Here is a 14,839-nt window from a genome sequence, read left to right as displayed (position 1 = left end):
AAATGAGGGGGAAGGATCACAACTGGCGCGCGATCAGTTCGCGCAGCACTTCGCTGGTGCCACCAAAGATGCGCGTGACGCGCATGTCGACGAAGGCGCGGGCAATCGGGTACTCGAGCATGTAGCCGTAGCCGCCGTGCAGCTGGACCATGTCGTCGATGCATTGGCACAGCGTCTCGGTGGCGAACAGCTTGGCGATGGCCGATTCCTGCACCGTCAGGCGCCGGCGCATGTGTTCGGCAATGTAGTGGTCGATGGTCAGGCGCACGGCGGTGGCCTTGGCCTTGATGTCGGCGAGCTTGAATTTGGTGTTCTGGAAGTCCCAGACGGTCTGGTTGAAAGCCTTGCGGTCCTTCACGTACTCGACGGTCTGCTCCAGCAGGCGTTCGAGCTTGGCGGCACTGTACAGGGCGATCACCAGGCGCTCCTGCGGCAACTCTTCCATCAAGTGCATGAAGCCTTTGTTTTCTTCACCGAGCAGGTTGCCCACCGGCACACGCACCTCGTCGAAGAACAGCTCGGCGGTGTCGGCCGCGTGCTGGCCGACCTTCTCCAGCTTGCGCCCACGACGGAAACCTTCGCGATTGCACTCGACCATGATCAGGCTGCAACCCTTGGCCCCGGCGCCCGGATCGGTCTTGCACACCACCACGACCATGTCGCAGGTCAGGCCGTTACTGATGAAGGTCTTGCTGCCGTTGATCACCCACTCGTCACCGTCGCGCACGGCGGTGGTACGGATCGCCTTGAGGTCGGAACCGGTGCCCGGCTCGGTCATGGCCACCGCCAGCACGGTTTCGCCGGAGCAGATTTTCGGCAGCCACTTCTGCTTCTGCTCCTCAGTGCCCAGACGCACGATGTACGGTGCGACGATGTCCGAATGCACACCCAGGCTCCAGCCCGAGACACCGGTGCGGTACAGCTCTTCGATCAGCACCGCCGAGTGGCCGAAGTCACCGCCGCCACCGCCGTACTCGGTCGGCACAGTCAGGCACAACAGGTTGTGGCGCCCGGCCTTGAGCCAGGTTTCCCGATCGACCTGCCCGGCCTCGTCCCACTGCGCCTGCTTGGGCAGGCATTCACGCTCGAAGAAACGCCGCGCGGTTTCACGCAGCATTTCGTGGTCTTCACGGTAGACGGTACGGTTGATGTGCATCGGGATCTCCAGTGGGTTGCCAGGCAGGCATGCGCCCGGTTCGTGAGTCCACTGTATTGATGCGGGTGGGTGGTGAAGCCACCCGGATCGGGTAGCGAATCTGGAGGGCTGAACAACGAACTCAGGGAATGGAACACAGTCCCCTGTGGGAGCGGGCTTGCTCGCGAAAGCGGTGTGTCAGTCAACATCAATGTTTAATGTGCCGACGCCTTCGCGAGCAAGCCCGCTCCCACAAGGGATTTGTGGTGTGGTTACTTGCGCAACTCGCGCTTGAGGACTTTGCCGGCGGCCGACAGCGGCAGATCATCGCGGAACTCCACGCTCTTGGGGCACTTGTAGCCGGCGATGAATTCGCGGCAGTGCAGGCGCAATTGCTCTTCATCGACCTGGGCACCGGGCTTGCGCACCACTACCGCATGCACCGCTTCCCCCCATTGCTCGTGAGGGACGCCGATCACCGCACACAGCGCCACTGCCGGGTGCCGGGCAAGGACGTTCTCGACCTCCGCCGAGTAAACGTTTTCCCCGCCACTGACGATCATGTCCTTCAAGCGGTCAACGATGAACAGGTAACCCTGCTCGTCCATCCACGCGGCATCGCCGGTGAACAGCCAGCCGTTGCGCAGCGCCTTGGCGGTTTCCTCGGGCTTGTTCCAGTAGCCCTGCATGATGTTCGGCCCGCGCACGATGATCTCGCCCACAGTGCCGCGCGCAACCTCCCGGCCCTGCGGGTCGACAATCTTCACATTGACGCCCAGGCCGCCACGTCCCACCGATCGCGATAACCCACTGAGGCGCGCCTCGGGCGTGTGGTTGCAAGGCAGGTTGCTGGACACCACCGGGCAGGCCTCGGTCAGCCCGTAGGAATGTGAGAGTTCGATGTCCGGCAGTTTCGCCAGCACTTGCTCGACCATATCCCCGGCGCTGGGCGATGCACCGTAGGTCAGGCGTTTGAGGCTGCCGAGGTCGTGGCGCTCGAAGTCCGGGTGGGCCAACAGGGCAAGGATCATCGTCGGCACCAGCAGCGTCTCGGTGACCCTTTCGCGCTCGATCACCTGCAATGCCTGCAGTGGATCGAAGCTCGCCACCAGCACATGGCTTTCACCGGCCAGGAACTGAACCAGGGCACGGGCCAGGCCGGCGACATGGAACAGTGGCGCCACATGCAGCAACAGGCCGCCGCGGATTGGCGGCATGTCCACCATGCGCGGCATGCACGCCGACCACAGGTTCAGGTGCGACTGCATCACGCCCTTGGGAAACCCGGTGGTACCGCCTGTGTACATGATGCAGGCGAGGTCTTCACCACCACGCCCGGCGTCCTCGATCGGCATGGCCTGGGCAATCAGTTGCTCGAAACCCAACATGCCGGCCGGCACCGCACCGTCCCCCGCATAAATCAGCAACGGCGCGCGACGGGCCCTGGCACAGATGCCTTCGGCCAGCGCCGCGAAGTGTTCGTCGACGATGAGAATGCCGGTACTGCAATCGTCCAGCGAATAGACAATCTCCGGCACGCTCCAGCGCACGTTCACCGGGTTGAGCACCCCACCGCCCCACCATACGCCCATGATGTATTCCAGGTAGCGGTCGCTGTTGAGCGCGAGCATGCCGACCCGGTCACCCGCCGCCATGCCGAGCGCCTGCAAGGCACCCGCCAGGCGGGCGACACGCTCGCCAAACTCGCGGTAGGTGTGGCGGCGGTCAGCGAAGAGGGTCGCGATGTGTCCCGGGTCCTGTTGCAACGTACGTTGCAGGCATTGGGTCATGTACATGCGGTCAGCTCACGCCCCGATCGGTGCCACGCCAGAACGGCTCGCGCAGATCGCGCTTGAGCACTTTGCCCGCACCGGACAGCGGCAAGGCTGTACGGAACTCCACGGATTTCGGGGTCTTGTAGCCGGCAATCTGGCGGCGGCAATGCTCGATGAGCTGGGCGCTGGCCACATCGCTGTCCGGCTTGAGCACCACCACCGCGTGCACCGCTTCGCCCCACTGTGCGCAAGGAATGCCGATCACCGCGCAGGCGGCAACGGCCGGGTGACTGGCAATGGCGCTTTCCACTTCACCGGAATAAACGTTCTCGCCACCGCTGACGATCATGTCCTTGAAACGGTCGACAATGTAGATAAAGCCGTCGGCGTCCATGTAGGCGCCGTCGCCGGTGTGCATCCAGCCACCACGCAAGGCCTTGGCGGTTTCCTCGGGTTTGTTCCAGTAGCCGAGCATGATGTTCGGCCCGCGCACCACCACTTCGCCGACGGTGCCGCAGGGCACTTCGTTGTCATTGTCATCGACGATGCGCACCGTGACGCCCAGCCCCGGTCGCCCGGCCGAGCGCAGGCGACCGTTGGCGATGCCTTCGGCGCTGTGGTTTTCCGGACCGTTGGCAGTTATGGGTGGCGCCGCTTCGGTCATGCCGTAGCCCTGGGTGAACTCGACATTCGGCAAGGCCTTCAGCGCCAGCTCCAGCAGGGGCACGGCAATCGGCGAGGCGCCATAAGTGAGGCTGCGCAGGCAACTCAGGTCATGTCTGGCGAAATCAGGATGCATGATCAGCGCCGCAAGCATGGTCGGCACGATCAGGATGTCGGTGATGCGCTCGCGCTCGATGGTGTGCATCACGTCCTGGGCATCGAAGCCCGGGACGAAAATGCTCGGCAAGCCCAGCAAGGAAATCAGGATCACCCGCGACAACGCCGCCAGGTGGAACATCGGTGCGATGTGCAGGGTCAGGGCGTCCGCCGGCACCGGCACATCGGCCGCACGGGCCACGGCAGCGGTCCACAGGTTCATGTGCGATTGCATCACGCCCTTGGGCTGGCCGGTGGTGCCGCCGGTGTACATGATGCTCGCCAGATCGTCACCGCCGCGAAACGCGTCGTCCACCGGCTCGGCATCATGAATCAGTTGCTCATAGGACAACATGCCTTGCGGTAAGGGCCCGTCGCCGATGTGAATCAGCAGTGGCCGCACCCTGGCGCTGCTGGCGATGTCTTCGGCCATGGCCAGGAAGGTGTCGTCGATCAGCAGGATGCGCGTGTCGCAGTCGTCCAGGGAGTAGACGATTTCCGGCACGCTCCAGCGAATGTTCACCGGGTTGACCACGCCGCCGCCCCACCAGGTCGCCAGGAAGTACTCAAGGAAGCGGTCGGAGTTCAAACCCAGCAAGCCGACCCGGTCGCCGGTCCGCATCCCCAGTTGCTGCAAGGCCCCGGCCAGCCGCGCCACCCGGTCGGCCAGTTCGGCATAGGTGCGACGACGCTCGCGAAAGACCGTCGCCACGGCTTGGGGACGTTGCTGCAGCATGCGGTGCAGGCCTTGGGTCAGATACATGGGGTTCTCCTGTGAATTATTATTGTCAGGTCAGGACGAAGGCGGCGCTTGGCCGTTGTGTCAGGTGCCGGTGTACTTTGGTGAACGCTGCTCGACCTGGGCCATGCGCCCTTCGGCGTGATCTTCGCTGTCGCGCAGCAGGCCCCAGTGCAGATGGGCCAGGGCGACGAAATCCCGGGGGGCGAGGTGGGCGGTCTGCAAGGCCAGGCGCTTGATCGACTGCACCGCCAGCGGGCCGTTGGCGGCAATGCGCTCGGCCAGGTCCAGCGCCGCTGGCAGCAGACGGTCCTGGGGCAACAGCTCTATGACCAGACCGATATTCAAGGCTTGCTGCGCACTGATCGGTTCGCCGGTCAGGGCCATTTTCATCGCGTGTGCGGCTGGAATCGCACGCAGCAGGTACTGCACGCCACCGGCTGCCGGAATGGTCGCGTCGCGCACTTCGGGCAAGCCGAACGTGGCGCTGGCCGAGGCGATGCGCAGATCGCATTGCAACGCCAACTCCAGACCGCCGCCCAGGCAGGCACCATTGATGGCGGCGATCACCGGTTTCCAGATGTCCAGGTCGCTGAGGTCGAACAGCCGGCTGTAGCCACCCTCCTCGGCTTCGGTCTCGCGGCTTTTGAGGGTGCCGGCGACAAAACCGGAGGCCGCCAGCAACGATTCCTTGTGGCTCGCACCGCTGCAAAACCCGCGCTCACCGGCGCCGGTCAGGACGATGACTCGCACCTGCTCGTCATCCTGGCAGGCACCCAGGGTCTTGCGCAGGTGCATCAGATCGCTGACGGACAGCGCGTTGTTCGACTGTTGCGCATCGAGCGTGATGAGTGCCACGTGATCGATGATCTTGAACTGAATGGCCATGGACGAGCTCCTGCGCTGCGCCGATCTTTATGTTGTTGTTCGAGGCGGACGCGCTCAGGCGCGCAATCCCAGGCCCAGTTCACGCAAGCGCTCGATGGCCGCCGTGTCGAAACCCCAGTCGCGCAGTGCGTCGCCGCCGTGCTCACCACGCTCGGGCGCCGGTCGCGGCTGTGCCGATGGCGTGCCAAGGAAACGCGGCGCCGGGACTGGTTGCACCACCCCGTCGACCTCGATGAAGCTGCCACGGGCAACGCCGTGGGGGTGCCTTGTCGCTTCGGCGAGCCCAAGCACCGGCGCAACGCAGGCATCGCTGCCTTCGAAGGCTTCTTCCCATTGCTGGCGGGTACGGCCGAGGAACGCGGCGGTGAATGCCTCACGCAGACGCGGCCAGCCAGCCCGGTCATGCTGATTGGGCAGGTCTGCGTTGGAGAGTCCGAGAATTTCCAGCATCTGCGCATAGAAGCGCGATTCAATCGGCCCGATTGCCATGTGCTGGCCGTCGCGGGTCTGGTAGGTGTCATACCAGGGCGCACCGCCATCGAGCAGGTTGCTGCCGCGCTGTTCTTTCCAGTGCCCGCCGGCCAGCAGGCCCCAGATCGCCGAACCCAACTGCGCCGCCCCCTCGGTCATGGCCGCGTCGACCACCTGCCCGGCACCACCGCGCTGCACATTGACCAGCGCCGCCAGCACGCCCATCGCCAACAGCATGCCGCCACCGCCGTAGTCGCCCACCAGGTTCAGCGGCGGCACCGGTCGCCCCCCGGCCGGGCCGATGCTCGACAGCACGCCCGACAAGGCGATGTAGTTCAGGTCATGCCCGGCGCGGTCGGCCATCGGACCGGTCTGGCCCCAACCGGTCATGCGCGCATAGACCAGACGCGGATTGCGCTTGAGCGCGACCTCGGGGCCAAGGCCCAGGCGTTCCATCGTGCCGGGGCGAAACCCTTCGATCAGCACGTCGGCACGCTCGATCAGGTCCAGCGCAGCGGCGACACTGTCCGGGCGCTTCAAGTCGAGGGTGACCGAACGACGATTGCGCCCGGTGATATCGGCACGCTTGCCTTCGAGCTTGGGCCCAAGGTCAGCGGCCTTCTGCGGGCGGTCGATACGCACCACGTCGGCACCCATGTCGGCCAGCAGCATGGTGCCAAACGGCGCCGGCCCGATTGCCTCAAACTCCACCACCCGAATGCCGCTCAGTACGCCCATCGCCAACGCTCCACTGTTCTGACGGAGCGCCGCAGCACTCCTATTCTTGTGCCTTCCAGTAGAACAATCCGTTGATCGACGACCACCACCCGCATCGGGTGGTGGCCGCCAAAGACAGGCTCATGCCGCCCATGGTCTGGGTTACACTCGATGAGATTCGACGTACTCACAAAACAAGAAAGAATCGGACAGCCCCATGGACAAACACCGCAAGTCCAATGCATCGGACACCCATGCCAGCCAGGCCTTCAATCCGGTTCAGTCCCCGATCGTCAGCACCAAACTGATTCCGCCGCGCAGCGCCGGGCGCCTGATTTCCCGCGAACGCCTGCAAGAGCAAATGCTCAAGGCCCGCCGCCTGCGCTGCATCGTGCTCAAGGGGCCGGCCGGCTGCGGCAAGACCTCGACCCTGATCGCCTGGCGCCAGGCGCTGTTGCCATTGGGGTTCGACGTGGCGTGGCTGACGCTGTCGGCGGATGACAACGAACTGACGCGTTTTCTTGACTACCTGCTGGCGAGCCTCGGCCAGATCGACCCACTGCTCGTGCTTGAAGCGACTCAACTGGAAGGCCGTGGCATCGACAGCGAAGCCGTGGAACGCACGGTCATCACCCTGGTGCGCAGCATTGCCAGCCGTGGCCGTGAACTGGTGCTGGTGCTCGATGACCTGCACCACCTGACCGACGTCGGCATCCATCAAGCCCTGCAATGGCTGATCGACTACGCTCCGGCCAACCTGCATCTGGCGCTGGTGTCGCGCAGTGCCGTGCCGTTGTCCCTGGCACGCTTGCGCAGCCAGGAGCTGGTGCTGGAACTGAACCTGCGGGACCTGCGTTTCACTCCCGCCGAATCCGAACAGTTTCTCAAGACCCAACTGGGCGACGTCAGCGCCCGCGACGCCCGGCAGATGCATGAGCTGACCGATGGCTGGGTGGCCGGGCTGCAACTGCTGGCGGTCAGCCGCAAGAAGAATCGTTCGGCTGTCACGGCCACCGATCAGACACAAGTGCGCGACGATCAGGCGTTCGCGAAGTTTTTCGAAGTCGAGGTGCTGTCTCACCTGACCCCGACAGATCTGGACCTGATGCTGCTCATGGCCGTCTGCAACCGTTTCTGCGCATCCCTGTGCGCCGCCCTCAGCGGCAATCCGCAAGCGGTCGGCTCGGCCAGCACGCTGTTGGCCCGCCTGGAGCGGGACAACCTGTTCCTGATCCCGGTGGACAGCGCCGGGCGCGAAACCTGGTATCGCTTGCACCCATTACTGCGCGAGACATTGCTCAAGTATTTCGACTCGCGCAGCAAGATCGAACAACAGGCGGTGCACGCACGAGCCTGGGTCTGGTTTCACGACCACCAATACCTGGACGAAGCGGTTCACCATGCCGTCATGGCAGGCGACCCCGATGCCGCGGCCGATCTGGTGGAGCAGCACGCCGAAGCCTTGTATGCCCATGGCGACTTGCGCATGCTGATCGAACTGGTCCGGCTGCTGCCGTTCGAGCAAGTCCAGGCGCGGGTCAAATTGCGTATTCTCAAGACCCGGATGCAGCTCTATGCGCGGGATTTCGCGGCCTGCGCGCAAAGCCTCGATCAACTGTTCAGGGACGTTCCCGAAAGCGACGTCCATGACCGCTTCATGATCGCACTGCTGCGGGCCTCACTGGCCCTGCAACGCGATGACACCGACGCTGCGATGACCGTACTGCCGCAACTGCTCGACCCGCCCGCGGGCAGCAACGCCGTTGCCGTTGGCTCGTGCCTGAATATCCTGTCCTGGCTCTACATGCACCGCGGTGACTACGAACGGGCCCGTCAGGTGCAACTTGACCGCCCTGCCTTGCTGATCAATGGCGAACCGCTTCTGGGAACCACGGCGGGCAGCCTGCAGGGGCGTTGCCTGGTCGGGTTGAGTCACGCCCTGGAAGGCCAGATGAAGCTGGCCGAACGGGTCTATCGCGATGTGCTGCATGAAGCCGCCCAGTGCGGAAAAGCCGGGACCGACGCAACGTACCTCGCCACCGCCCTGCTGGGCGAGGTGCTCTACGAAACCAATGACCTGGACGCCGCGTTCAAACTGCTGGCGGGCTGGGTCGATATTCTTGAGCGGATTTCGATTCCGGACTCGGTCCTGCGCGTCCTTCAGGTGCTCTGGAAGGTCCAGTGGCTGGCCGGCAACCGTCAGGAAGCGTTCGCCTTCATCGACCGACTCGACGAGTACGCGACCAAGCTTGGCCTGGATCGCCTGCAGACCTACTGCCTGACCTGGCAGGTGTATTGGAATACGTTGCTCGGCGAGACAGCCATCGCCGAGGCCAAACTGGCCCGGCTGGAGTCGATAGACGCCCGTCACCGCGACTCCGGTCCCAGCGCATTCAAGGAAATCAACATCCTCACCGAGAACGTGCGGGCGCGTTGGCAAATTCACCAGGGTGACCTCGACGGTGCGCTGCAACGCATTGAACGGCTGATCGAAACCTGTGACCTGCAACGTCGGCATTTGGCCACGGTGCGCCTGATGGTCCTCAGTGCCGTGATCGAATCCCGCCGTGGCAACCGGGAGATTGCGCGTACCAGGGTCATGGAAGCGCTGCGCCGCGGCCAACGATTGGGCATGCTGCGTACCCTGCTCGATGCCCACCCCGATGCGCTGGATCTGATTGGCGATATTGCCGGCAAGGAAGAAAACCTCGACCCGGTGCTGGCGTTTTATGTCGAGCGCCTGCAAGCGGCACAGGTCACGACACCCGCCGTCCCTACGGGCAAACCCTCGCCGAGCGCGACAAGCAAACCGCTCGCCACCGGCATCGAGCCGTTGAGCGAGCGGGAAATCGAAGTGGTGCGCCTGCTGGCCCAGGCCCTGCCCAACAAGAAGATTGCCCGTGCCCTGGGACTGTCCCCGGAAACAGTGAAATGGCACCTGAGCCATATCTACAGCAAACTCGGCGTCAGCAGCCGCGATGAAGCGGTGGCGCGGGTGCGGGATCTGGAATCGCAGACCCAAGACAACCAATAAACCCTGTAGGAGCGAGCTTGCTCCGGGCGGCGTTCCGACGAAAAACGTCAGCACGACGTGGGCATTCAGACAACCCGCGTCAGCGTTGTCCTCCATCGCGAGCAGGCTCGCTCCCACAGTGGATCGTCAGCGACCAGGACAGATGGGTACAGCTCAGCTCACTCTGTAGGAGCGAGCTTGCTCCGGGCGGCGTTCCGACGAAAAACGTCAGCACGACGTGGGCATTCAGACAACCCGCGTCATCGTTGTCCTCCATCGCGAGCAAGCTCGCTCCTACAGAGTGAGCTGAGCCGTACCCATCTGTCCTGGTCGCTGAAGATCCACTGTGGGAGCGAGCCTGCTCGCGATGGAGGACAACGATGACGCGGGTTGTCTGAATGCCCACGTCGTGCTGACGTTTTTCGTCGGAACGCCGCCCGGAGCAAGCTCGCTCCTACAGAGTGAGCTGAGCCGTACCCATCTGTCCTGGTCGCTGAAGGTCCACTGTGGGAGCGAGCCTGCTCGCGAAGAGGCCGTCACATTCAACACTACCTTTGACTGACACACCGCCTTCGCGAGCGGGCTCGCTCCCACATTGATTTGTGTTGCTTTCCAGACCCGGCCACCCACCTCGGGTGGCGTTCGCCCGATGTGCCCAAGCCTATCGTAACCCTCAGATCACAGGCGCAGTCCGCGCCTTGCGTAAGCGTCCGGCCCAAGGCCGGCCTGCCATTGATGAGGAGTCTTGCGTGCACATCGCCCGAACCGTTTTCCGCGACGACCATGAGATGTTCCGCACCACCGTGCGCCGTTTTTTCGAGCGTGAATGCCTGCCGCGCCAGGCCGCCTGGGACAAGGCCGGCCAGGTCGACCGGGAAACCTGGCTCAAGGCCGGCCGCGAAGGCTTGCTCGGCATCACCCTGCCCACCGAATACGGCGGGGGTGGCGGCGATTTCGGCCACTGCGCGGTGTTCAACGAAGAGTTCGCCAGGGCTGGCGTGAGCGGTGCCTACTTCGGCATGCATTCCGACGTGATCGCCCCTTACATCAACCGTTGTGGCAATGAAGAACAAAAACAGAAATGGCTGCCGGGCATCTGCGCCGGCGAAATCATCCTCGCCATCGCAATGACCGAACCCGGCACCGGCAGCGACCTCAAGGCCGTGCGCACCACCGCCGTGCGCGATGGTGACGAGTACGTGATCAATGGCAGCAAGACCTTCATCAGCAACGGCCTGACCGCCGACCTGGTGATCGTCGTGTGCAAGACCGACCCGGCTGCCGGTGCCAAGGGCATCAGCCTGATTGCCGTGGAAACCAGCCGCGCCGGTTTCAAGCATGGCCGCAAGCTGGAAAAGGTCGGCCAGCACGCCCAGGACACCGCCGAGCTGTTCTTCGACAACGTTCGCGTGCCGGTGGGCAACCGCCTCGGCGAGGAAGGCCTGGGGTTCACCTACCTGATGGGGGAACTGCCGCAAGAGCGTTTTTCCATCGCCATCTCGGCGGCCGCCAAACTTGAGCGCCTGCTGGAGCAGACCGTCGAATATGTCAAAGACCGCAAGGCCTTCAACCAGACCGTGTGGGACTTCCAGAACAGCAAATTCAAACTCGCTGACATCAAGGTCCAGGCCACCGCCCTGCGGGTGATGGTCGACCACTACCTGGGCGAACACATGCGTCGCCGGCTGACCCTCGAAGAAGCCGCCATCGCCAAGCTCCACACCACCGAAACCCTGTGGAAATGCATCGACGACATGGTCCAGCTGCACGGCGGCTACGGCTACATGATGGAGTACCCGATTGCCCGTGCGTTCGTCGACATGCGCGTCAACCGCATCTACGGCGGTACCAGCGAAGTCATGCGCGAAGTGATCGCGCGCAAGCTCTGAACCTCTCTAACAACAAGGAAAACAACGATGAGCAATAAAGTGTTCGTTGCTGGCGTCGGCATGATCCAGTTCAAGAAACCGGGGACCAACGAGCCCTACGACATCATGGGTGAACAGGCGATTCGCCTGGCCCTGGCCGACTGCGGGCTGGACTTCAGCGACATTCAGCAGGCCTACGCCGGCTACGTCTACGGTGACTCCACCTGCGGCCAGAAAGCCCTGTACCGCGTAGGCATGACCGGAATCCCGCTGATCAACGTCAACAACAACTGCGCGACCGGCTCCAGCGCACTGTTCCTGGCCCGTCAGGCCGTGGCCAGCGGCGCGGTGGACTGCGCCCTGGCATTCGGCTTCGAGCAGATGAATCCGGGCGCGCTGAAATCGGCCTGGACCGACCGTGCACCGGCCACCGAGCGGGCCCTCAAGCTGACCAACGAACTGGTCGGCATGCCCGACTTGCCAACCGCGATCCGCCAGTTCGCCGGTGCCGGCTACGCGCACATGCAGAAGTACGGCACGCGCCTGGAAACCTTCGCCAAGATCCGCGCCAAGGCCAGCCGTCACGCCGCCAACAACCCATTGGCCGTATTTCGCAATGTGGTCAGCACCGAAGAAGTCCTGGCCGCACCGATGCTATGGGAAGGCGTGCTGACGCGCCTGATGGCCTGCCCGCCCACCTGTGGTGCCGCAGCGAGCATCGTGGTCTCCGAAGCCTTCGCGAAAAAACACGGCCTGCGCACCGACGTGCTGATGGCTGGCCAGGCCCTCACCACTGACCTGCCGAGCACCTATGACGCCAAGGACATGATCCGTGTGGTCGGTTTCGACATGACGCGCATGGCTGCCGACATTGCCTACAACCAGGCCGGTATCGGTCCCAAAGACATCGATGTCATCGAACTGCACGACTGCTTCGCGCAGAACGAGCTGCTGACCTATGAAGGCCTGGGCCTGTGCGCCGAAGGCGGCGCCGAGCAACTGGTCAACGATGGCGACAACACCTATGGCGGCGAATGGGTGACCAACCCGTCCGGCGGCCTGCTCTCCAAGGGCCACCCGCTGGGCGCCACCGGCCTGGCCCAATGCTACGAGCTGACGCACCAGTTGCGCGGCACCGCCGAGCAACGCCAAGTGCAGAACGCGCGCATCGCAGTGCAGCACAACCTCGGTCTGGGCGGCGCCTGCGTGGTGACCGTGTACCAGAAAAACTGACGCGGCCGGTAACCCAGGGAGCCATTAAGATGATCGACAAGAAACACATCGGCAGACAACTGCCCACGTTCCTCGCCTCCGCCGAAGCCGGACAACTGCGCTTTTTCGCCAAGGCCACCGGAGAAACCAACCCGATCTATTTCGACGTGCAGGCCGCCCGCGATGCCGGTCATCCCGACCTGCCGCTGCCGCCGACCTTTCTGTTCTCGCTGGAATTCCAGATCCCGTCCAACGCCTGGCGCGACGAACTGGGCATCGTCACCGCACGCATCCTGCACGGTGAAGAATCGTTCCGTTATCACCGCATGGCCTACGCCGGCGACACCCTGCGCTTCGACGTACGCATCGCCGACATCTACGACAAGAAAGGCGGCGCGCTGGAGTTCGTAGTGCGCGAAACCCGAGTCACCAACCAGCACGGCGAGCACGTTGCGGACCTGCGCAGCGTGCTTGTGCAGCGCAACAGCTGAAGCGGAGAACCCTGATGAACGCGATTAGCCTGGAAAAGATCAACATTGGCGACACCCTGCCGCCACTGGCCCTGCCGCCAATCAACCGCACCACCCTGGCCTTGTTTGCCGGTGCGTCGGGCGATCACAACGCCATTCACATCGACACCGACTACGCACGTAAAGCCGGCATGCCCGATGTGTTCGCCCACGGCATGTTGTCGATGGCCTACCTCGCACGCCTGCTGACCCAGTGGGTCGATCAGCGCCAATTGCGCGAGTTCGGCGTGCGCTTTCTCGGCATTACCCACCTGGGCCACCAGATCACCTGCACCGGCACCGTCGTCGAGCGTTTCGAAATCGACGGCGAACAACGGATCAAGGTCGAAGTGCGCACCACCAATCAATACGGCGAGACCAAAATCGTTGGCGACGCCGTGATCGCTCTGTAAACAAACCCAAGAATTGAGGAGCAACACCCCATGGCAAAACTCGAAGGCAAAGTCGCACTGGTCACCGGCTCCGGTCGTGGCATCGGCCAGCAGATCGCCCTGAAACTGGCCAGCGAAGGCGCGCGCATCGTGATCAACGACCTGGATGCCGATCCGGCCCACGAGACTGCGCAAATGATTCGCCAGCTGGGTGGCGAAGCGGCCGTCTGCCACGGCAACGTCAGCGCCCCGGACTTCGGCGACCGCTACGTCAAGACCGCGATGGACAATTTCGGCGCCATCGACATCATCGTCAACAACGCCGGCTACACCTGGGACGACGTGATCCAGAAGATGAGCGACGAGCAGTGGTACGCTATTCTCGACTGCCACATGACCGCACCCTTCCGCATCCTGCGTGCCGCCTACCCGATCATCAAGGCCCAGGCCCAGGCGGATATGGCGGCTGAGCGCGAGGTGTTCCGCAAGGTGGTGAACATCTCGTCGGTGTCGGCGCTCAACGGCAACGCCGGGCAGATGAACTACTCCTCGGCCAAGGCCGGTGTGATCGGCATGACCCGTGCGCTGGCCCGTGAATGGGGGCGTTTCAAGGTCAACGTCAACGCCGTGGCCTTCGGTTTCATCGAGACCCGCATGACCAAGGCCGACGCCCATGCCGGCGCCACGGTGAACATCGAAGGTCGTGACATCCGCGTCGGCATCAGCCCGGAAGCGGCCAAGTCGTTCGCCCAGCGCAACCCGCTGGGCCGCCCGGGCACCGTGCAGGAAGCAGCCGACGCCGTGTACCTGTTCTGCTCGCCGGAGTCGAACTACATCACCGCGCAGACCATCGCGGTGGCCGGCAATCTGCAATAAACCCTGTAGGAGCGATGCTTGCTCGCGATGGACGTCAACGATAACGCGCCTCATCTGAATGACCGCGTTGTCCGGACATTCTTCGCGAGCAGGCTCGCTCCCACAACAAGCTCTCTCGCCACAATTGTTGTGATGACCGCAGGTCCCCACCCGGCTCGGTGCCCATTTCGCCCGTTTGATCAGCCTCGCAGGCGCCCGGGTGGCCCTTGGTGCGCAACATCCTGCACAGCTTGAGCCAGGCCATGGCCCAGTCACTGACACCACACCGGATTCGGGTCAACGTGATTGCCGCCGGACGCGGCAAGGACACCGCCCTGCAGGAACTCAACGGCCCGCTGCTGTTGCTGGCCAGTGGCGCCGGTGCCAGCGTCACGGGTGCGGTGTTGCATGTCGACCATCACGCCACCTGATACGGGTGGCGTTTT

Annotated in this window: 11 protein-coding genes and 1 pseudogene; 7 read left to right on the top strand and 5 right to left on the bottom strand. The window is 63.7% G+C overall.

The features are described from left to right. Nucleotides 1–16: 16 nt before the first annotated feature. The 5 genes and pseudogenes from ACLD1X_RS22135 to ACLD1X_RS22115 form a co-directional block, all read right to left on the bottom strand. Nucleotides 17–1,156, bottom strand: a complete 1,140-nt coding sequence (locus ACLD1X_RS22135; RefSeq protein ID WP_429371296.1) for an acyl-CoA dehydrogenase family protein — start codon at nucleotides 1,154–1,156, stop codon at nucleotides 17–19. A 251-nt stretch (nucleotides 1,157–1,407) separates the two neighbouring features. After that, entirely contained in the window at nucleotides 1,408–2,931 is a 1,524-nt protein-coding gene (locus ACLD1X_RS22130; RefSeq protein WP_429371294.1) for an acyl-CoA synthetase, read from the bottom strand. A 4-nt stretch (nucleotides 2,932–2,935) separates the two neighbouring features. Further along, nucleotides 2,936–4,495: pseudogene (locus tag ACLD1X_RS22125) on the bottom strand (acyl-CoA synthetase); the annotation flags it as partial. A 57-nt stretch (nucleotides 4,496–4,552) separates the two neighbouring features. Next, nucleotides 4,553–5,356, bottom strand: coding sequence for an enoyl-CoA hydratase/isomerase family protein (locus ACLD1X_RS22120; protein ID WP_429371292.1), 804 nt, complete (start codon nucleotides 5,354–5,356; stop codon nucleotides 4,553–4,555). A 54-nt stretch (nucleotides 5,357–5,410) separates the two neighbouring features. Next, a complete protein-coding gene (locus tag ACLD1X_RS22115; protein ID WP_429371289.1) occupies nucleotides 5,411–6,565 on the bottom strand; it encodes a CaiB/BaiF CoA transferase family protein in 1,155 nt (384 codons plus the stop codon). Nucleotides 6,566–6,761: 196 nt separating this feature from the next. Here ACLD1X_RS22115 and ACLD1X_RS22110 point away from each other — a divergent pair, with 196 nt between their 5' ends. The 7 genes from ACLD1X_RS22110 to ACLD1X_RS22080 all read left to right on the top strand — a co-directional run bounded on the left by ACLD1X_RS22110 (nucleotide 6,762) and on the right by ACLD1X_RS22080 (nucleotide 14,824). Next, complete coding sequence (locus ACLD1X_RS22110; RefSeq protein ID WP_429371285.1) at nucleotides 6,762–9,578, top strand: LuxR C-terminal-related transcriptional regulator; 2,817 nt, start codon at nucleotides 6,762–6,764, stop codon at nucleotides 9,576–9,578. A gap of 767 nt (nucleotides 9,579–10,345) precedes the next feature. Beyond that, nucleotides 10,346–11,446 carry an acyl-CoA dehydrogenase family protein gene (locus tag ACLD1X_RS22105; protein ID WP_429371362.1) on the top strand — a complete coding sequence of 367 codons (1,101 nt, stop codon included), beginning with the start codon at nucleotides 10,346–10,348 and terminating at the stop codon, nucleotides 11,444–11,446. Nucleotides 11,447–11,473: 27 nt separating this feature from the next. After that, on the top strand, nucleotides 11,474–12,658 hold the full coding sequence (locus tag ACLD1X_RS22100) for a lipid-transfer protein (protein ID WP_429371283.1): 1,185 nt from the start codon (nucleotides 11,474–11,476) through the stop codon (nucleotides 12,656–12,658). Between the two features lie 29 nt (nucleotides 12,659–12,687). Then, nucleotides 12,688–13,128, top strand: coding sequence for a MaoC family dehydratase N-terminal domain-containing protein (locus tag ACLD1X_RS22095; protein WP_429371281.1), 441 nt, complete (start codon nucleotides 12,688–12,690; stop codon nucleotides 13,126–13,128). Nucleotides 13,129–13,142: 14 nt separating this feature from the next. Further along, nucleotides 13,143–13,559, top strand: a complete 417-nt coding sequence (locus ACLD1X_RS22090) for a MaoC family dehydratase (RefSeq protein ID WP_429371279.1) — start codon at nucleotides 13,143–13,145, stop codon at nucleotides 13,557–13,559. 30 nt (nucleotides 13,560–13,589) lie between these two features. Beyond that, on the top strand, nucleotides 13,590–14,414 hold the full coding sequence (locus ACLD1X_RS22085; protein ID WP_429371277.1) for an SDR family NAD(P)-dependent oxidoreductase: 825 nt from the start codon (nucleotides 13,590–13,592) through the stop codon (nucleotides 14,412–14,414). Nucleotides 14,415–14,623: 209 nt separating this feature from the next. After that, nucleotides 14,624–14,824: a hypothetical protein gene (locus ACLD1X_RS22080; protein ID WP_429371275.1), complete on the top strand. Its 201-nt coding sequence runs from the start codon at nucleotides 14,624–14,626 to the stop codon at nucleotides 14,822–14,824. Nucleotides 14,825–14,839: the final 15 nt, after the last annotated feature.

Origin of the sequence: Pseudomonas sp. 18173, assembly GCF_050432945.1 — a bacterium.
Lineage (GTDB): Bacteria > Pseudomonadota > Gammaproteobacteria > Pseudomonadales > Pseudomonadaceae > Aquipseudomonas.
This window is presented reverse-complemented; position numbering and strand designations above follow the sequence as displayed.